The sequence below is a fragment of the Magnetospirillum sp. XM-1 genome, assembly GCF_001511835.1.
In the GTDB taxonomy this organism is placed as follows: Bacteria; Pseudomonadota; Alphaproteobacteria; order Rhodospirillales; family Magnetospirillaceae; genus Phaeospirillum.
The window spans coordinates 2,919,360-2,938,030 of the sequence record NZ_LN997848.1; the positions used below are offsets into that span (position 1 = coordinate 2,919,360).

The window sequence follows — 18,671 nt, forward strand, 5'->3', positions numbered from 1 at the left end:
ATCTGGCATCTTCAATATGCCTTTTGGATCGGTGCGACCGCGCCGCCCGTCGTTCTGGCGGGCCGGTGGGGTCGCACGGGGGAGAAAATCCGGTGCCGGAAACACGGTATCGCGCACAGGATCTGCTGGTAGGCCTCTACCGTCGCCAGGCTGCGGTGATCGGTGCGCTGCTGCTGTTGACCCTGGCGGGCTACCAGTCCCAGGACTGGCTCATCTCCCATATGTCCGACGACGGCGCGCTGATCAACGTTGCCGGGCGCCAGCGCATGCTGTCCCAGCGCTCCGTGGCGATCGCCCATCAGATGGCGGCGGCCTCCAGCCCCGACGAGCGCACCATGTTCGCCGACCTGCTGGCCCAGGCGGGATCGGAAATGGGGGCGGGACATGCCCGCCTGATCGGCGAAAGCCGGGCGCGCGGCATGAGCGCCGAGATGGAGCAGCTTTATTTCGGCGGTGCCCCGTCGCTTGATGCCGAGGTGACGGATTTCGTCGCCGACGTTCGGCGTCTGGCGGCGTCCGACGGGTTGGGAATCGGGCAATCTTCGCCCAGGTTGCGGGCGCTGGCCGACAAATCGCGTCTTACCCTGCTGCCGGGGCTCGAGCGTCTGGTGGTGCGCTACCAGGACGAGAGCCGCCAGAACGTCGCCCGGCTGCGCCAGGGCTTCACCCTCGGGCTCTACCTGGTCATCGCGGTGCTGGGCCTGTCGTGGTTCGGGGTGTTCCGCCCCATGGCCCGGCGCCTGCGCGAGGAATTCGCCGCCCATCAGGCGGCGGTGGAACACAACCACCTGATCCTGGAATCCATGGGCGAGGGCATCATCGGCCTGGACCGGAACGGGGCGGTCACCTTCGCCAATCCGGCGGCGTCGAGCATGCTGGGCTTCGCTCCCTGGGAGATGCTGGGCAGAAGCCTGCATCAGCTGATTCACCACACCCGCCCGGACGGCAGCGAGTATCCCAGCCGGGAATGCCCCCTGGCCCGCACCCTGGCCACCGGCGAGGATTGCTCGGTCGAGGGCGAATGGTTCTGGCGCCGGGACGGCTCCAGCTTTCCGGTGCATTACGGCTCGACCGCCATCGTCAAGGAAGGCGCGCTGATCGGCGCCGTCGTCACCTTCCGCGACCTGAGCGACGTCACCGCCACCCGCCGCGCCCTGGAAGCCAGCGAGCAGATCAAGAGCAGCATCCTGGACGCGGCGCTGGACGCCATCGTCACCATCGACCGGTCGGGCATGGTGGTGGAGTTCAACCCCGCCGCCGAGCGGATCTTCGGCCGCCGGGCCACCGACGCCCTGGGCATGGAGGTCTCCGACCTGATCATTCCCGAGGCCCATCGCGAGGCCCACCGGCGCGGTCTGGCGCGGGTGGCGGCGGGGCACGGGTCGACGGTCCTGGGCAAGCGGCTGGAAATGAGCGGCCTGCATGCCGACGGCCACGAAATTCCGCTGGAATTGACCATCACCCATCTTTCCGACCACGGGTTGTTCACCGCCTTCATTCGCGACATCTCCGAGCAGAAGCAGACCGAGGCGGCGCTTCGCCGGTCCCAGAAGATGGAGGCCGTGGGGCAGCTGACAGGCGGCATAGCCCATGATTTCAATAACTTGCTTGGCATTATTACCGGAAATCTGGAACTGCTGGAGCGGGCCGTCCAGGGCAACGAGGCTGGTCAACGGCGGGTTGACACCGCGCTGCGCAGCGCCCGGCGCGGCGCCGACCTGACCCGTCGCCTGCTGTCGTTTTCCAGGCAGGACCCCAAGGCCCAGGGCAAGAGCCTCACCGACCTCAACGAGGCGGTTTCCGGCATGCAGGAGATGATTCAGCGCTCGCTGACCAGGATGGTCGAGGTCCGCACCCGCCTGACCCCCGACGCCTGGCCGGCCGACATCAATCGCAGCGAGTTCGAGGACTGCCTGCTCAATCTCTGCCTCAACGCCCGCGATGCCATGCCCAAGGGCGGATTGCTGACCATCGAGACCGCCAATATGGAGATCGACGCGGAATTCCGCCGCGCCGACCCCAACATGACGCCGGGGCGCTACGTGCTGGTGTCGATCAGCGATACCGGCACGGGGATTCCCAAGGACATCCTCGACCGCATCTTCGAGCCGTTCTTCACCACCAAGGAACGCGGCAAGGGGACCGGGCTGGGGCTGTCCATGGCCTATGGTTTCGCCAAGCGGTCGGGCGGCCATATCCGGGTCTATTCCGAGCCCGGAATCGGCACCACCTTCCGCCTGTATCTGCCCAAGGCGTCCACCGGCGCGGCAATCGGGACCTCGGCGGACCTTCCCGCCGAGGCGCCGCCCACCGGCTCCGAGCATATCCTGATCGTCGACGACGAGCCCCATCTGGCCGAGATCGCCGGTGAGTTCCTCACCGAACTGGGGTACCGGGTGACCATCCGGACCCATGCCGCCGAGGCGCTGGCCCTGTTGCGCGACGATCCCGATATCCAATTGCTGTTTACCGACGTGGTGATGCCGGACGGCCTGGACGGCTATGGCCTGGAACGGAGCGCCCGCGAGATGGGGCACGGCTGCGCCGTGCTGCTCACCTCGGGTTTCACCGGCTATGCCGTGGAGCATAAGGACAGGCACGGCGAAATTCTGTCCAAACCCTATGGCAAGACGGATCTGGCCAGAGCCGTGAGAAAGGCCCTGGACGAGCGAGAGAGGAAGACATGACCGTTGATCCCGCCCTCGACCCACCGCCGCCGGTGCTCATCCTCGACGACGAGCGCGACATGTGCGAATTCGTCGCCGACGTCGGGGCCGACATGGGCTTCAAGACCACCTGGTGCGACAATTTCGAGGATTTTGCCTGTCGCTATTCCGTCGACCTGCGCGGCATCTTCCTCGATCTCGCCATGCCGGGAATGGACGGCGTCGAGATCATCCGCTTTCTCGCCGACAACAATTCCGGCGCCCATCTGGTCCTGATGAGCGGCTATGATTCCGACGTGATCGAGGCCGCCAAGCGTCTGGCGGAATCCCGTGGGCTGAAGGTCGCCGGCGCCCTGCACAAGCCCTTCGGCGTGGGCGAATTGTCGGCGGTCTACGACGTCCTGGCCGCCGCCCGGGCTCCCATCCGTCCCAGCGTGGTGGCGCGGGCGCCGGACCGCTACCATCCCGATACCGAGGCCCTGGGCTCTGCCCTTGACGACGGCCACGTGGTGCCCTGGTTCCAGGCCAAGTTCTGCACCAAGAGCCGGCGAATCCTGGGGGCGGAAGTGCTGGCCCGCTGGATCCACCCCGACCACGGCATGGTGGGGCCGGACCGCTTCATCGGGCTGGCCGAGCGTGAAGGAATGATCGACCGCCTGACCGATTCGGTGATCCGCCAGGCCCTGGCCCATTGCCGCATCTGGCGCAAGGCCGGGTTCTCGCCCCGGGTGGCGCTCAACCTGTCGCCCCACATGCTGCACAATCTCGATCTGCCCGACGCCCTGGTGGACATCGCCCGCGATTACGACATTCCGCCCGAAAAGATCACCATCGAGATCACCGAGACCGCGCTGGCCGGGGACTTCACCGCCCAGCTGGACATCCTGACCCGGCTGCGCATGCGCCGCTTCGGCCTGTCCATCGACGATTTCGGCACCGGCTACTCGTCCTTGAAGCAATTGCAGCAGGGACCCTTCACCGAATTGAAGGTGGACCAGTCCTTCATCGCCAAGGCCCTGACCGAGGAAGGGGCCCTGGCCATCGTCGAAAGCTCCATCCAGCTGGGGCATCGCCTCGGCCTCAAGGTGGTGGCCGAGGGCATCGAGACCGAAGAGCAGATGGACATGGTCAGCCGGCTCGGATGCGACGAGGTGCAGGGCTATCTGCTGGGACGGCCCTGCGCCGCCGCATCGTTCAACTGGCCGAACAACTGACGCCATTGCCCGATGAGCGGACTCATCGGGCAATGGTTAGGCCCAAGGGGCCGCGCGGCTTATGCCGCGGGAGCCAAGGGTTTCGGAGAAACCCGCCCGGCGATTGAGGGGCATATAGACCCTCAGCCGTTGCCCCACCAGTAGACCCAGATGAACAGGAACACCCAGACCACGTCCACGAAGTGCCAGTACCAGGCGGCGGCTTCGAAGCCCACATGCCTGGCCGGCGTGAAGTCGCCGACCCGCACCCGGTGCAGGCAGACGGTGAGGAAGCACACGCCGACGAAGACGTGGAAACCGTGGAATCCGGTGGCCATGTAGAACACCGACGGATAGATGCCGTCGGTGAAGGCGAACATGGCCTGGCCGTATTCGTGGATCTGCAAGCTGAGGAACAGCACGCCCAGCGCGATGGTCACCAGCAGCCACGCCTTGGTGGCGCCGCGGTTGTCGTGCATCAGGGCGTGGTGGGCCTTGGTCAGCGTCACGCCCGAGCTCATCAGGATCAGGGTGTTGACGAAGGGGATGTGCCAGGTCTCCAGCGTCTGGATGCCGGCCGGCGGCCATTGGGGCACCATGGGAGCCACCCCCAGGGCCGAGTGGAAGTAGGCCCAGAAGAAGGCGACGAAGAACATCACTTCCGAGGCGATGAACAGGCTCATGCCCATCCGAAGGCCGTGGCAGACCTCCTCGGAATGGGCGTGGCCCGAGCGGGCCTCGCGGAAGATGTCGCGCCACCAGCCGAACATGGTGAAGGCCACCAGGCCCAGCCCGATCAGCATCACCGTGGTATGGGCGTGGTTGCGGAACCAGTCCACCGCGCCGTAGACCAGCACCAGGGCGGAAAAGGCTCCGACCAGGGGCCAGGGGCTGGGATCGACCAGATGGAAGGGGTGGGGGGGCGACGAAGCGCGGGGCGTGGCGTGGGCGTGGCTCATGACCGTCCTCTCTCGTCAGAAACGTTGGCGTTGAAGAAGGTATAGGACAGGGTGACGGTGCCGACTTCGCTGGTATGGACATCGGCTCCCATGGCGGGGTCGAGCACGAAGCTGACCACCATGTCGACGCTCTGGCCCGGTTGCAGAATCTGCTCGGTGAAGCAGAAGCACTGGATCTTGGCCACGTACTTGCCGATCTTGTCGGGCGTGGCGTTGAACACCGCGTTGCCGGTGATGGGGCGGTCCGACAGGTTGGTGGCGGTGAACACCGCCAGGGTGTCCTCGCCGAGCCGCACCTTCATCTCGCGCACCTGGGGGGCGAAGCGCCATTGCAGGCCCTTGGCCACCGATGCGTCGAACCGCACCGTAACCGTCTTGGCGGCAGGCGCGGCGGACTCCGCCGCCACCTGCCGGGGCGGGCCGCCGATGCCGGCGAACTGGCAGAAGGCCCGGTACAGCGGCACGCTGCCGATCACCAGCCCGACCATGGCGACGATGATCACCACCAGTCCCGCCAGGGTCGCTTGGGTCCGGCGCCGGGGGCTCATGGCCCTTACTCCGCCGGAGTGCCGATATGGGGCAGTTCGTCGAAGCTGTGCAGCGGCGGCGGCGAGCTGACCGACCATTCCAGGGTGGTGGCGCCCGATCCCCAGGGATTGGCGGCCACCGCCTTGCCGGCGGCGAAGGTGCGCCACACCACCACCAGGAAGAACAGCGTGCCGGCAAAGGCGATGTAGGCGCCGATGGACGACACGTAATTCCACCCGGCGAAGGCGTCGGGATAGTCGGGAACGCGGCGCGGCATGCCCTGGGCGCCCAGGAAATGCTGCGGGAAGAAGGCGATGTTGACGCCGATGAAGGTCAGCCAGAAATGGATCTTGCCCAGCGTCTCGGGGTATTCGTGGCCGCTCATCTTGCCGATCCAGTAGTAGAAGCCGGCGAAGATGGCGAACACCGCGCCCAGGCTCAGTACGTAGTGGAAATGGGCCACCACGTAGTAGGTGTCGTGCAGGGTCACGTCGACGGGATTGTTGGCCAGCACCACGCCGGTGACGCCGCCCATGGTGAACAGGAAGACGAAGCCCACCGCCCACATCATGGGCACGCGGAAGGTGATGGAGCCGCCCCACATGGTGGCGATCCAGCTGAACACCTTGATGCCGGTGGGCACCGCGATGACCAGGGTGGCGGCGGTGAAATAGGCCCGCGTGTCGACGTTCAGCCCGGTGGTGAACATGTGGTGCGCCCACACGACGAAGCCGACGAAGCCGATGGCCACCATGGCGTAGGCCATGCCGAGATAGCCGAACACCGGCTTCTTCGAGAAGGTGGAGATGATGTGGCTGATGATGCCGAAGGCCGGCAGGATCATGATGTAGACTTCGGGGTGGCCGAAGAACCAGAACAGATGCTGGTAAAGCAGCGGGTCGCCGCCGCCGGCCGGCGCGAAAAAGGTCGTGCCGAAATTGCGGTCGGTGAGCAGCATGGTCAGCGCGCCGGCCAGCACCGGAATGGACAGCAGCAGCAGGAAGGCGGTGACCAGCATGGCCCAGACGAACAGCGGCATGCGGTGCATGGTCATGCCCGGCGCGCGCATGTTGAGGATGGTGCAGATGAAGTTGATGGCGCCCAGCACCGAGCTGATGCCCGCCAGATGCAGGCCCAGGATGGCGAAGTCCACCGAGGCGTCGGGGTGGTAGGTGGTCGAAAGCGGCGGGTACAGCGTCCAGCCGGTGCCGGCGCCCGCGCCCTCGTACATGGACAGCAGCATCATCAGGAAGGCGGGCGGCAGCAGCCAGAAGCTGATGTTGTTGAGCCTGGGAAAGGCCATGTCCGGCGCGCCGATCATCAGGGGCACGAACCAGTTGCCGAAGCCGCCGATCAGGGCGGGCATCACGGTGAAGAACACCATGGTCAGCGCGTGGGCGGTGACGAACACGTTGTACATGTGCCAGTCGCCGCCGAAGATGGTGCCGCTGGGATGGGCCAGCTGCATGCGGATGACCACGCTCATGGCGCCGCCCAGCAACCCGGCGATCACCGAGAAGATCAGGTACAGCGTGCCGATGTCCTTGTGGTTGGTGGAATAGAGCCAGCGGCGCCAGCCATGGGGCTGGGCGTGGCCGTGATCCTGGTGCATCGCGGCGGTGCTCATGGCCGGTCCTCCCCTCGGGTGGCAAGTGCGACGGCGGTCTCGGGACGGGTGCCGTCGATGCGGGCGTAGGTCTTCTTGGCCTGGGCGACCCAGGCGAGGAATTCCTCCTTGGGCACGGCCTTCACGTGAATGGGCATGAAGCCGTGGTTGACGCCGCACAGCTGGGAACACTGGCCGTGATACTCGCCGGCCTTGTCCACCTGCACCCAGGTCTCGTTGAGGCGGCCGGGCACCGTATCGGTCTTGACCCCGAAGGCGGGCACCGACCACGAATGGATGACGTCGTCGGCGGTCATCTGCAGGCGGATGGGCACGCCCACCGGCACCACCATGGTGTTGTCGGCGGTAAGCAGGCGGGGCTGGCCGGGCTTCAAGTCCTCGGTCTGCACCATGTTGCTGTCGAACTTGAAGTCGTGGTCGGGATATTCGTAGCTCCAGTACCACTGGTGGCCGACGATCTTCAGCGTCATGTCGGCGTCCTGGACCTTGTCCATGAAATAGAGCAGCCGGAACGACGGAATGGCGATCAACAGCAAGATCACCGCCGGAATGGCCGTCCAGACGACCTCCAGCGGCGTGTTGTGCGACCAGGTGGCCGGCTTGGGGTTGCGGTCGGCCCTGAACCGGGTGCAGGCATAGAGCAGCAGCCCCGATACTAAGATGGTGATGCCGACGATCACGCCGTTGATGAAGGTCGCCAGCGAGGCGATGCGTTCCATGGTGGGCGTGACCGCCTGCTGGAACGAGAGGGCCCAGGGTTGCGGCTCCCCGGCCATGGCCATCGGCATGGAACCGATGAAAACAGCCGCCGCTATTAGGGCCAGAATGGACCTGTTCATGTCGAATGTCCCTCCCTGCCGTCGTTTCATCCGCAGCAACGATTCCCACTCGCGGATGAAATACTGCGCCTGAAAGTCATTCTAATTAGTGGGGCTGCCAATCCCTCTTTCCAAGACCCTCGGGCAAAAAAGGTGGATTGGGCTTGAATCCGGCCGGGAAAAACTTACATTCGCGTCATCTGATAAAAGTGGGATGTGCGGCATGCTTTCGCGGCTTTTCGGTCTTTCCTCCTCGCCCGCCAGCGACAAGGTCCATGTGGTGGACCCCTCGCAGATCCGCCAGTGGTGGGAGGCGGGCTCCATCCTTCTGGTGGACGTGCGCGAGCCTGACGAATACGCCGCCGAGGCCATCGCCGGCTCCGTCAACCTGCCGCTGTCAACCTTCGATCCGGCCCGCATGCCCAAGCCGGAGGAGGGCAAGCGCCTGGTGATCCACTGCCGCAGCGGTGTGCGGTGCGGCACTGCCACCGAGAAGCTGCTGGCCGCCGGCTGGGACGGCGAGATCAACCGCATGCAGGGCGGCATTCTCGGCTGGAAGGCTTCCGGCGGTCCCACCGTACCGGGACGCTGACAGGGGCGGGAAGCCGCGATAGACTGTCCCCCGCAAAGGGGGATTGCCGTGCGCCGCGTTGCCGTCTTCACGACCCTGATGATGATCGCCGCCGCGCCGGCCGTGCGGGCCGATGGCGTTGCGCGGGTGATGGCCGACACCTGCACGGCCTGTCATTCCACCGAAATCCATTCATTCATTCCCACCCTGGCCGGGCGTCCGGCCGGGGAATTGCTGCGCATGCTGCTGGCCTTTCGTGACGGCGGGCGGGTCGCCACCATCATGGACCGCATCGCCAAGGGGTATTCGCGCGAGCAGTTGGGCGCCATCGCCGGCGAATTGTCGGCTAGGGGCGCGCCATGACCGCGCCGCTCTCCCGGCGGGCCTTGCTGGCCGGTGGCGGGGCGGCGCTGCTGGCGTCGCCTGCCTTGGCGAGGGGGGAGGCGGCGGCCTCGGTGGCCATTATCGGCGGCGGATTCGGCGGAGCGACGGCGGCCCGCGCCCTGCGCCGGACCATGCCGGAGGTGGCGGTCACCCTGGTCGAGCCCGATTCCGTCCATGTCACCTGTCCCGGCTCCAACGGGGTGATCGGCGGGCTGGCGCCGCTGTCGCGCCTGGAGCACGGCTATGACCAACTACGTTCGCGGTTCGGCATTCGGGTGGTCCGCGACGCCGTCACGGCCATCGAGGCCGACCGGCGGGTGCTGCGTCTGGCGGGCGGCGGGCGGGTGGCCTATGACCGGCTGATCGTCTCGCCCGGCATCGGCTTGCGCTGGAACGAGATCGAAGGCTACGGCGAGGCGGCCGCCCAGGCCATGCCCCATGCCTGGAAGGCCGGTCCGCAGACCGCCTTGCTCCGCCGCCGGCTCGAGGCGGTGGAGGATGGCGGCGTGGTGGTCATCGCCGCCCCGGGCAATCCCTTCCGCTGCCCGCCCGGTCCCTACGAGCGGGCCGGGCTGATCGCCTGGCATCTGTCGCGGCACCGCAAGGGCTGCAAGGTGCTGATCCTCGATGCCAAGGATTCGTTCTCCAAGCAGGCGCTGTTCCAGGAGGGCTGGAAGGCCCTGTACGGCGACATGGTCGAATGGGTGTCGGGCGCCGCCAACGGCCGCGTGGTGCGGGTCAACGCCGCCGAGGGCTGGGTGGAGACCGATTTCGACCGCTTCACCCCGGCGCTGGCCAACGTCATTCCGCCCCAGGAGGCCGGGGCCATCGCCATTGCCGCCGGACTGGCCGATGAAGGCGGCTTCTGTCTTGTGGACCCGGCCACCTTCGAATCCCGGCGCATACCCGGCATCCACGTGATCGGCGATGCCTGCGTCGCCGGCGAGATGCCCAAATCCGCCTCCTCGGCCAACAACCAGGCCAAGATCGCGGCAGCGGCGGTGGCCGCCTCGCTGTCCGGGCAAGGCTTTGCCGCGCCCAAGGCCATCAATGTCTGCTACTCGCTGCTGTCTCCCGATTACGCCATCTCGGTGGCGGGGGTCTACGAGGTGGCGGACGGCAGCCGGGTGGGTGTGGCGGGGGCGGGCGGCGTCAGTCCGCTGGGCGCCGACGCCCATACCCGCAAGGCCGAGGCGGAGTATGCCGCCGGCTGGTACGCCGGCATTTGCGCCGATGCCTGGGGGGCTTGATACCTTCCGTTAAGGATAAGCTGGATATTCTGTCCATGTAGTCGCTTCCATTGAAGGAGGATCGACCATGGGCCAGAAGGCTGCGCGCCGCGAGAAACTAGCGGCAATCCGGGACCGGGTCTGGGCGATCATCGCCGCACCCGAAGCCCACTCCCTGATGTCGCGGGAGCGGGCGCTCGATTCCCTCGGCTATCTGTGGGAGATCGAGAAGGACGGCGGCGCCGCCCTGCTGGTCCTGTGAATGTTACCGGCCCGCCCCCGACACGGGGGCGGGCCAATTCACGAGAGCCGGATCAGCGCGGACCGCAGCGCCGGGCCATGCGGGCGCGGGACTCGGCTTCGTCGGCGCAGTCGCGGCAATGCTTGGCGTAGGGATTGGCGGTAAGGCGCTCGGGCTCGATCTCTTCGTTGCAAGCGCGGCAGATGCCGGTGGACAGCACCGATTCCGTCCGTCCGAGAACCGCCTGAATGGCGGCGGCGTTCAGCATGTCGGTACGCTCTGCCGCCAGATCGATATCATCCATTCCCCACACTCCATAAGAGTTGCCCAACCCGCCATATAGTGGCAGGAGGGCAGGGGTGAATCAATATCTATGATGGATGCCTATTCGACCGCCTTGGGAATCCAGGTCAGCACGGCGCCGCCCTCTTCCTGGTAGCACAGGTCGGACAACTTGGCCGCCGAGACGCGCAGCGGCATGGTGCCGTTGATGGACAGCAGACCCTTGCGCACCAGTTTCCAGCCCACCGAGACGCAGGCCGAGGGCGGCACGTTGTCGGCCACCAGGGCCAGCATGCTGCCGTTGCGCTCGGTGCGGATGGTGCCGCCGAAGACATGGGGAATGGTTCCGCCGCCGGCGCGGGCGGCCGCCTCCATCTGCTCGGCGAAGGCTTCCGGCGTGGCCGCCGCGCCGCCGCCCTTGAGCCTGGGCTGAAGCAACAGCGCCCCGGCTCCCAGTGCGGCCGCCAGCACGACGATGCCGGCCAGGGCCAGCGGCCTGGTCCAGATGCCGCCCGACTTTCCCGCCGGCTTGCGCGGGGCGGGGGGATGGATGAAGGGCTTGGAGTGGGTTGCCGATGTGGTGGCCATGATGATTCCCCGCTTTCTGCGGCGATAATGAGAATTACATCATGCCAGGGATTGCTTAAGGCGAGGTTGATATCGGCGCCAAAACGGACGAAGGCCCCAGGTTTCCCTGAGGCCTTCGATGGTGGGCGGTACTGGGATTGAACCAGTGACCCCTACGATGTCAACGTAGTGCTCTCCCGCTGAGCTAACCGCCCTTGTCTTGGTCTGTCCCGTTGGTTGGGTCCGGCCGAGGGACGTTCTTTTAGCGTCGTTTTTCGGGCATTGCAAGCCCTTCCGGAATGTCTGCACAATGGAAAATGAACGAGGCGGAATCTCGCCGATTTCCTGGAGCGGGGTATGACACGGGCCGGGCGATTTGCTAAGAAGGACGGGCAAGCCGTGGATGACATGCCCGCCGAGACCATGCCCATCGAGAAGACCAACGACGACGATGCCGTGCTGAGGGTGTTCCTGCCTGCCCGGCAAACGGCGCCGCTGGTGTTCGCCTCGCCCCATTCCGGCCGCGACTACCCGGCCGAGTTCGTGGCGCAGTCGCGGCTCGACGCCCGCATGCTGCGCCGGTCCGAGGACAGTTTCGTCGACGAGCTTTACGCCGGCGTGGTGGATCTGGGCGCGCCGCTGATCACCGCCCTGTTTCCCCGGGCCTATTGCGATCCCAACCGCGAGCCTTACGAGTTGGACCCGGCCATGTTCTCGGGCGCTTTGCCCGAGCACGCCAATACCCGCTCTCCCCGTGTCCTGGCCGGGCTGGGGACCATCGCCCGGGTGGTGGCCAGCGGCGCCGAGATCTATGCCGGACGCCTGCCGGTGGCCGAGGCCGAAAACCGCATCGCCCGCTGCTACCATCCCTATCATCGCCGGCTGCGGGGATTGGTGGACGCCACCCGCGCCGCCTTCGGCTGGTCGCTTCTGGTGGATTGCCATTCCATGCCCTCGGTGGGCGGGCCCATGGACCGCGATTCGGGGCTTAGCCGGGTGGACGTGGTGCTGGGCGATTGCTTCGCCGCCGCCTGTTCGCCGCTGTTCACCCAGGTGGCCGAGGATTCCTTCAGCCAACTGGGCTACCGTGTGGTGCGCAACGCGCCCTATGCCGGCGGCTTCACCACGCGGCATTACGGCCAGCCACGCCAGGGCAGCCACGCGCTGCAGATCGAGATCAACCGGGGGCTTTACATGGACGAGGGGCGGCATTGCCACGGGCCTGATTTCGAGGCGGTGAAGGAAGACCTTCAGAAGGTGGCCGCGGCCCTGGCGGCGGCGGCCCGGGAGTTCGGCCGCGCATGAGGGGGCTCAATACGCCGCTTTCCGTCGAGATCCGCGACGCCACCGACGACGACATGGCGGCGGTGCAGTCGATCTATGCTTTTTACGTATCGCGCACCGCCGCCTCGTTCGAGGAGGAGGTGCCGTCCGTCGAGGAGATGAAGGCGCGCCGTGCCGCCGTGGTGGCGCGCGGCCTGCCGTTCCTGGTGGCGGTGGAGGAGGGCGAGGTCCTGGGCTACACCTATGCCGGGCCGTTCCGCCAGCGCTCGGCCTATCGCTATACGGTGGAGGATTCCATCTATGTGGCGCCCTTCGTGGTGCGCCGGGGCATCGGCCGGGTGCTGCTGGGCGCCCTGATCGAGCGCTGCATGGCGCTCGGCTATCGTCAGATGATCGCGGTGATCGGCGATTCCGCCAACCAGGGCTCCATCGCCGTCCACCGGGCGCTGGGCTTCGGCCAGGAGGGCGTGCTGCGCGGCGTGGGGCTGAAGTTCGGCCGCTGGGTGGACGTGGTGATCATGCACCGGACGCTGGGCGGCGACGACCGGCCGCTGCCCGACGGTGCCAAGGCGCCGCCGCTGCTGTCCGCCTCGGATCCCGAGCTTCCCTAGCCTTCCGCCACCAAAGGCAGTTGCACGGTGAAGACCGTGCCGTCGGCCGGACAACTTTCGACGGTAATGGCCCCGCCATGCATGTCGACGATGCGCTTGACCAGATACAGGCCGAGCCCCACGCCGCAGACCCGGTCGGTCCTGACGGAGCGGTAGTACTTCTCGAAGATCTTGTCGCGCTCGCTGGCCGGTATTCCCGGCCCCCAATCGCGGACGGCGACCTCTGCTCCTTGCGGCTGGCGGCGCGCCGTCACGGTGACGGGGCTGCCGGCGGGGGAGTATTTCATGGCGTTGTCGACGATGTTGGCCACGGCGATGGCGATCAGGTTGCTGTCGCCCGAGACGAACAGCTCGCTTTCCGCCAAGACGTTGATCGGCCGCAAGCCGGTCGAGAACATGCCGGACGAGCAGGCCTCATGCACCAGTTCGCCCAGGTCGAAGCGTCTGACCTCCGGCGGGCTGGTCGTGGAGTCGAGGCGCTCCTCGTTGAGATATTCGTCGATCAGGCCGACCATGCGGGCGACGGCGCGGTTGATCTTGGCCACTTCCTCCGCCAGTTCGCCGTTGCCTTGCCCGTAGATGGCGATGATCTGGGCCGCTCCGCCGATGGCGGACAGCGGCCCGCGGAATTCGTGGGAGACCATGGACAGGAAGTTCCGCTGCTCGCCCATGGAGCGCAGGACCGCGGCAGTGGCTTCCTCGGCGTTTTCCTTGCTTCTTTCCAGTTCGGCGGTCTTTTCTTTGACCCGTGCATCCAGATCGGCGTTGGCGGAGTGGAGCGCCGCCTTGGCGGTCCGCATGCTGCCGACGGCCTCGTTCAGGCGGGTTGCCATCCGGGTGAAGCTCTCCTTGAGGGCCTCCAGCTCGTCGCCGGCCGCGTCCGGAACGGAGGGCTGTCCGGAATCGTCGAGAACGGCCTCGATTTCGCGCTTGAGCGGGGCCAGGCGGCTGGTCACCAGCACATGGATCAGCCAGCCCATGAACCCGGCCACCAGGAAGGTCTTGATCGCGTTGCCGAACAAAATCCCGGCGGTCATGGTGAAGACCGCCACGTAGACGGCGTCGATGCCGGCGGTGATCTCCAGGGTGCCGAGGGCCTGCGGGCCTGTGCGGCCGTGACGTTCGAGGAGGTAGGTGCGTTGCATGAAGCGGGTGGATTGTTGTCGCCCGCTCGTCCAGCGCCCGCCCTCGGGCGTCAAGATGGTTGCTTCCTCGAAATGCGGCATGCTGGTCAGGGCTCGCAGGGCCAGGGCGATCTGGGCGTCGTTGAAGGTCCACACGCTCTCGGCGATGGATGGCAGCAGGACGTGGACGCCGTCCAGCTCCTGCTTGACCGCCGACTGCCGGTCACTGAACTCGTTGCTTAGTTGCACGATGCTGATGATCAGGGTGATCAACGAGCTGAAGACGATGGTGTGCAAGATGATGCGCTGCCCCAGGGGCCGGTCGGGTTTCGGCTTGATGGTGATCAGGGGCGGGATCTTCAAGCGCGGTTCTCGACAGAAAGGGTGTCGCACTCAAAGATATATATCAGAAGGAGTGGTGGTCTGCCCACCCGTCATAACCGAAAAAAAGCCGCTGGGTTGCCCCAGCGGCTTGAGTTTAGGGAGGAAAGCTGCGGCTAAACCAACCCATTGAATTCCTTGATATACGCCAATTATTGGGGGATAGTGTGGGGGGAAACGTGGGGGAAAGTGCTGTGGCCTCTGGAATCCGCCAAGGAAAAATACCTTATCTGGTCAAAATTCGAGGCGTATATCATTACGAGAGAGATTTTGACCAAAAGATACGCGGGCTGGTGGAGTTTGAGGGGAGGCTCCTCGGTCGACGGGTTCGAAAGTCATTTAGTACCAGCGAACAATCTCGTGCATTGCTCGGTTATACGGGCATTCATCTAACCATCGAAAAGGCCATTGAGGAGGCATGGAAAAGAACCAAGCCACCAAGGCGTCGAGTTTCCGAGATGGGGGTTGACGACATCTTGGGTGGGCTTTCGATACAATTTAAAACCGTTAAAATTGGCGGCACGGTTGATGACTTGATCGCTAATTTCGAAGCAACCCAATACGTTGAACTTTCTCCTCAGCTACGTAATAAGTTCCACGATCTTGCCATTGCTGCGGCCCGTTCGGCGGTGCGGGAGATGATGGTTAGTTTAAACTTTAATCCCGCCATCATTGCGGCTGGCAATTTTATTGATTCAAACCCCGATAGGGCTGCCCCACTTGCCAAAATCGTCTCTCTTAAAGACGCAATTGAAAAATTTAAAAGCAATCCTGAGCGGCAAGAATTGGCAACGTCGAATATCACAAATTATAGCACAATATGCGACGTTATTTTGGAGACTCTCGGGGGCAATACAAATGTCGCCTACATCAACCGCGATGATATCATTAGAGTCCGTGAGATAATCCGTTATTTGCCAGCAAATGCAAAAGAGAATCCAGCATTTTTTGGGATGACATATGAAGATATTTCAAAAATTATTAGGAGGGAGGTTGATGAGATAAGGTCCGAATCTGAGAAAGATGAAATCGGTGAGGATGACTTGCTTGATGCTATTCAGGGCCTTGGTGTTTTGAAAATTTCAACAATAAACAAATATCTAACAAACATGGGGACGGTTTTTGAGTTTTTTAGGGTGAATGGTTGGGTTCCGTTGAATCCTGCTGAAAGAATTAAGTTGAATGACAGTGGGTATCAATCAATCCGGGAGGCTTTTCCAGACGAAATGTTGGTCAAGCTATTTAACTGTAAATATAACTTTGATGGGATTGGCTGGTTGCCGTATCTCGCATTGTATCATGGGATGCGTGGAAACGAACTGGCACAACTTGATGTAACTGATGTTGTTCAAGAGGATGGGGTGTGGTGCTTCAATGTGTCTCCAAGCATTCGGGTGTCGCATCTTATAGCCTTGTCAAAGACTGTGAAAAATAAGAAGCCGCGATTTGTCCCGATACACTCTCGGGCAATTGAGCGTGGGTTTCTTGATTACGTGGAGTCCAGAAGGGCAGGGGGGAAGTCGAAGATATTTGATGCGACAAAAATTAAGAGCGGAAACTATCTAACATCTCTGGCAAGTCAGATTGATGAAATCTTGGCCCCGGTCAAATCGCCACAGCATACATTGCATTCATTTCGGCATAATTTCGCCCAGCGGGCTGAACAAGTCATGGAAGACTCAATGTTAAAGACCTTGGGAGGTTGGTCTATGTCTAAGTCGGCGGATGAACGCTATAAGAAGGGGATACCCGTAAGCCATTTAAAGCAAGAGATCGAAAAAATAGTTTTTCCCGTGTAATAATCTAACCATACTAATTGGCACCACCCAAAGCCTTCGCCATCGACAGAACCTGATCCCGGACCTTGGGGTCACTGATGCTGAAATAGGCCCGTACCAATTCGAGGGTTTCCCGCTTTGTCATGGGATTGTCGTCAGCGACATCGATTGCCTTGGTGACATTGCCCCGGATCACCTCGACCGGCGATGCTGCCTGGGCAATATCAGAGATTTCCTCAAAAAAGTAGCCAACCCGGACATCCAGAACACGGGACAGATCGAACAGCCTCGAAGCCCCCACCCGATTGGCTCCACGCTCGTATTTTTGGACCTGCTGGAAGGTCAGCCCCAGGCATTCACCCAACTTCTCCTGGCTCATGCCCAGAAGGGTCCGACGAAGCCGTATGCGGGCACCAACATGAACATCAATGGGATTGGCACTGCCGTCGTCCAATCGGCCACGGGTGGACCGGCCAGCCTTCTTGGCGACCTTGGCAGGCTTGGGTGCGGTTGCGGGCTTGGCACTCTTACGTGGCGGCATGGTGATCCCTTCCCCGTTCATCAGGTGGCTGATTTTGGCTTCCGGTTCGTCCGGGAATAGCCCAGCCCAACAGCCTTCGCAAACTCTGATCTGCGTGCGGCGTATTCGGGAGCGACGAGGGGATAATCCTTGGGCAAAGCCCACTTGGTCCGGTACTCGTCGGCGGTCAGCCCGTGCCCAGTCGTGAGGTGTCGCTTGAGCATCTTCTGCCGATCACCGCATTCCAAACAGACAATGTAATCTGGGGTCACCGACCGCCTCACCGAAACGGCAGGTTGCTGCCGTTCAGCCGGTGCTGAAGCAGGGTTGTCCGTAGCGGCTAAAGTCGAATAAACGGACTTGATCAGGTTCGGAATTTCTGTGACCGCCAAGGTGTTGCTGCCCAAGTAGGCGGCAACAATCTTGGTGGTCAGAGCCTTGATGTCATCGGCCATTGATGGTGTCCTTGAGGCTCTTTCCGGCGGTGAATTTGGCAGACTTGCTGGCCGCGATGGTGAGGGGCTTGCCAGTTTGCGGATTCCTGCCTTGACGGGCAGGACGGGCAGAAACCGAGAAGGTTCCAAAGCCAACCAGACGTACATCATCACCCGATTTCATGGCGGCGGTGACGGCTGCGAAAACGGCATCAATGGCACTTGCCGCGTCGGCCTTGGTCATGTTGGCACCATCGGCGACGGCGGCGATCAATTCGGACTTGTTCATGTGCCCCTCCCTACCAAACAAAAACGGAATGACTAACAGCCATCATTTATCAAACGGATTCACTCAGGCGTCGGCAAGGTAAACAGGAAAGTCGAGCCGCCTGAAGGTGATTGCTCGACCCAAATCTCGCCCCCGTGCCGCTCGACAATCTTCTTGCAGACAGAAAGACCGATCCCTGTTCCCTCGTATACCTCTCGGGTATGAAGTCGCTTGAAAAGCAGAAAAATTCGGTCGAAGTATTCTGGTGCGATCCCGATACCATTATCTTGAACAGAGAAGACCGCCTTCCCATCATCGAGACGAGCAGCGACGGCGATGTGGGGTCTTATCCCCTTTTTTCGATATTTGATGGCATTCCCAATTAGGTTTTGGAAAAGCCGATCTAATTGGTGGCCATCCCCAACCACCATGAGCGAAGCATCCACATCGACGACCACGTGTGCATCACACTCGGAAATGGCTGTCCCAAGATTTCTCACGGCACGGGAAATGGCATCACCGATCCGCATCGGAACCAGTGGTTCTCCCTGTCTATCAATTCTGGAGAATGCAAGCAGGTCCAGAACCATCGCATCCATTCGCCGGGCACCGTCGCGGACGAAGCCAATAAATTCATGCCCATCTGCGTCAAAGTGATGTCCGTAGCGGCGTTCAATCAGGTCAACATAGCTGCTGATCATACGGAGTGGCTCACGAAGATCATGGGATGCGACGTAGGCAAATTGCTCAAGTTCAGCGTTGGATGCCGCCAAATCCTTACAGGCAATTCCCAGTTTTTCTTCGCTCTCCCGTCTGACAGAGACATCAAAACAATAGCCGACATACCCGAGAAATTCGCCGGACTGGTTTTGAATAGGGATTCCGTAATCTATGATCCAACCGTATTCGCCACAGGCACGCTTGATGCGGTATTCCATGTCGAACGGATGACGAAGTGCGAAGGCATCTAGATAGATTTTCAAGCAGCGATCAAAATCATCAGGATGGACACCTTCCGCCCATCCGTTCCCCATCTCTTGCTCCATTGTCCTGCCGGTATAGGCGAGCCATGCGGGGTTGAACCAATTGCATTTGGCATCGAGACCTGCACGCCAGATCAGAATCGGGGCAGCTTTTAGGAGTTCGAGATCAGGCCAGCCTGTGTTTGCAACAATCATGGCCGTCCTCCGCCTTCACGCCGATCAA

20 protein-coding genes and 1 tRNA gene are annotated in these 18,671 nt (G+C 62.9%); 9 read left to right on the top strand and 12 right to left on the bottom strand.

Annotation, left to right across the window (positions count from 1 at the left end; all coding sequences use genetic code 11):
- The first annotated feature begins 92 nt into the window (after window positions 1-92).
- Together XM1_RS13495 and XM1_RS13500 are read left to right on the top strand one after the other, a co-directional pair.
- Window positions 93-2,687 carry a PAS domain S-box protein gene (locus tag XM1_RS13495; protein ID WP_068434243.1) on the top strand — a complete coding sequence of 865 codons (2,595 nt, stop codon included), beginning with the start codon at window positions 93-95 and terminating at the stop codon, window positions 2,685-2,687.
- Entirely contained in the window at window positions 2,684-3,880 is a 1,197-nt protein-coding gene (locus XM1_RS13500) for an EAL domain-containing protein (protein WP_068434245.1), read from the top strand. The genes XM1_RS13495 and XM1_RS13500 overlap by 4 nt, the downstream gene beginning before the upstream one ends.
- A 122-nt stretch (window positions 3,881-4,002) precedes the next feature.
- On the opposite strand, the gene XM1_RS13505 is transcribed toward XM1_RS13500, so the two are convergent.
- From XM1_RS13505 to coxB, 4 genes are read right to left on the bottom strand one after another with little or no spacing between them, the layout of a single operon-like run.
- Window positions 4,003-4,818: a cytochrome c oxidase subunit 3 gene (locus XM1_RS13505; protein ID WP_068434247.1), complete on the bottom strand. Its 816-nt coding sequence runs from the start codon at window positions 4,816-4,818 to the stop codon at window positions 4,003-4,005.
- Window positions 4,815-5,366 (bottom strand): cytochrome c oxidase assembly protein, encoded by a 552-nt coding sequence (locus XM1_RS13510; RefSeq protein ID WP_068434249.1) that lies wholly within the window; start codon window positions 5,364-5,366, stop codon window positions 4,815-4,817. The genes XM1_RS13505 and XM1_RS13510 overlap by 4 nt, the downstream gene beginning before the upstream one ends.
- Window positions 5,367-5,371: 5 nt before the next feature.
- Complete coding sequence (gene ctaD / locus XM1_RS13515; RefSeq protein WP_068434251.1) at window positions 5,372-6,973, bottom strand: cytochrome c oxidase subunit I; 1,602 nt, start codon at window positions 6,971-6,973, stop codon at window positions 5,372-5,374.
- The gene (coxB, locus tag XM1_RS13520) at window positions 6,970-7,812 is read right to left on the bottom strand and encodes a cytochrome c oxidase subunit II (RefSeq protein WP_068434253.1); all 843 of its coding nucleotides are present in this window, start codon (window positions 7,810-7,812) and stop codon (window positions 6,970-6,972) included. Before coxB ends, ctaD begins: the two co-directional genes overlap by 4 nt.
- Before the next feature lie 202 nt (window positions 7,813-8,014).
- Between coxB and XM1_RS13525 the strand changes: the two genes are divergently transcribed.
- The 4 genes from XM1_RS13525 to XM1_RS24565 all read left to right on the top strand — a co-directional run bounded on the left by XM1_RS13525 (window position 8,015) and on the right by XM1_RS24565 (window position 10,237).
- Window positions 8,015-8,383 carry a rhodanese-like domain-containing protein gene (locus XM1_RS13525; RefSeq protein ID WP_068437808.1) on the top strand — a complete coding sequence of 123 codons (369 nt, stop codon included), beginning with the start codon at window positions 8,015-8,017 and terminating at the stop codon, window positions 8,381-8,383.
- A gap of 48 nt (window positions 8,384-8,431) precedes the next feature.
- Entirely contained in the window at window positions 8,432-8,725 is a 294-nt protein-coding gene (locus XM1_RS13530; RefSeq protein WP_068434255.1) for a sulfide dehydrogenase, read from the top strand.
- On the top strand, window positions 8,722-9,996 hold the full coding sequence (locus XM1_RS13535; RefSeq protein ID WP_068434257.1) for an NAD(P)/FAD-dependent oxidoreductase: 1,275 nt from the start codon (window positions 8,722-8,724) through the stop codon (window positions 9,994-9,996). Before XM1_RS13530 ends, XM1_RS13535 begins: the two co-directional genes overlap by 4 nt.
- Before the next feature lie 67 nt (window positions 9,997-10,063).
- Entirely contained in the window at window positions 10,064-10,237 is a 174-nt protein-coding gene (locus tag XM1_RS24565; RefSeq protein WP_168185884.1) for a hypothetical protein, read from the top strand.
- Window positions 10,238-10,289: 52 nt separating this feature from the next.
- On the opposite strand, the gene XM1_RS13540 is transcribed toward XM1_RS24565, so the two are convergent.
- The 3 genes from XM1_RS13540 to XM1_RS13550 all read right to left on the bottom strand — a co-directional run bounded on the left by XM1_RS13540 (window position 10,290) and on the right by XM1_RS13550 (window position 11,280).
- Window positions 10,290-10,520 carry a TraR/DksA C4-type zinc finger protein gene (locus XM1_RS13540; protein ID WP_068434259.1) on the bottom strand — a complete coding sequence of 77 codons (231 nt, stop codon included), beginning with the start codon at window positions 10,518-10,520 and terminating at the stop codon, window positions 10,290-10,292.
- A gap of 80 nt (window positions 10,521-10,600) precedes the next feature.
- Window positions 10,601-11,086, bottom strand: coding sequence for a hypothetical protein (locus XM1_RS13545; RefSeq protein WP_068434261.1), 486 nt, complete (start codon window positions 11,084-11,086; stop codon window positions 10,601-10,603).
- Between the two features lie 119 nt (window positions 11,087-11,205).
- Window positions 11,206-11,280: transfer RNA gene (locus XM1_RS13550), tRNA-Val, on the bottom strand.
- A 193-nt stretch (window positions 11,281-11,473) separates the two neighbouring features.
- Here XM1_RS13550 and XM1_RS13555 point away from each other — a divergent pair.
- Both XM1_RS13555 and XM1_RS13560 read left to right on the top strand, forming a co-directional pair.
- Window positions 11,474-12,370 carry an N-formylglutamate amidohydrolase gene (locus tag XM1_RS13555; RefSeq protein WP_068434263.1) on the top strand — a complete coding sequence of 299 codons (897 nt, stop codon included), beginning with the start codon at window positions 11,474-11,476 and terminating at the stop codon, window positions 12,368-12,370.
- Window positions 12,367-12,960: a GNAT family N-acetyltransferase gene (locus tag XM1_RS13560; RefSeq protein WP_068434265.1), complete on the top strand. Its 594-nt coding sequence runs from the start codon at window positions 12,367-12,369 to the stop codon at window positions 12,958-12,960. The genes XM1_RS13555 and XM1_RS13560 overlap by 4 nt, the downstream gene beginning before the upstream one ends.
- Here XM1_RS13560 and XM1_RS13565 read toward each other — a convergent pair.
- Complete coding sequence (locus XM1_RS13565) at window positions 12,957-14,447, bottom strand: ATP-binding protein (protein WP_231920507.1); 1,491 nt, start codon at window positions 14,445-14,447, stop codon at window positions 12,957-12,959. The two genes, XM1_RS13560 and XM1_RS13565, sit on opposite strands and share 4 nt — an antisense overlap.
- Before the next feature lie 212 nt (window positions 14,448-14,659).
- Here XM1_RS13565 and XM1_RS23435 point away from each other — a divergent pair, with 212 nt between their 5' ends.
- Window positions 14,660-16,264 (top strand): tyrosine-type recombinase/integrase, encoded by a 1,605-nt coding sequence (locus XM1_RS23435; RefSeq protein WP_156428730.1) that lies wholly within the window; start codon window positions 14,660-14,662, stop codon window positions 16,262-16,264.
- 13 nt (window positions 16,265-16,277) lie between these two features.
- On the opposite strand, the gene XM1_RS13570 is transcribed toward XM1_RS23435, so the two are convergent.
- The 4 genes from XM1_RS13570 to XM1_RS23440 are packed head-to-tail and all read right to left on the bottom strand — an operon-like array spanning window position 16,278 to window position 18,643.
- Entirely contained in the window at window positions 16,278-16,784 is a 507-nt protein-coding gene (locus XM1_RS13570) for a helix-turn-helix domain-containing protein (RefSeq protein WP_231920508.1), read from the bottom strand.
- Between the two features lie 20 nt (window positions 16,785-16,804).
- A complete protein-coding gene (locus XM1_RS13575; protein WP_068434266.1) occupies window positions 16,805-17,218 on the bottom strand; it encodes a MucR family transcriptional regulator in 414 nt (137 codons plus the stop codon).
- Window positions 17,208-17,486 (bottom strand): HU family DNA-binding protein, encoded by a 279-nt coding sequence (locus XM1_RS13580; protein ID WP_068434268.1) that lies wholly within the window; start codon window positions 17,484-17,486, stop codon window positions 17,208-17,210. Before XM1_RS13580 ends, XM1_RS13575 begins: the two co-directional genes overlap by 11 nt.
- A gap of 59 nt (window positions 17,487-17,545) precedes the next feature.
- Entirely contained in the window at window positions 17,546-18,643 is a 1,098-nt protein-coding gene (locus XM1_RS23440; protein ID WP_082700515.1) for an ATP-binding protein, read from the bottom strand.
- Between the last annotated feature and the right edge of the window lie 28 nt (window positions 18,644-18,671).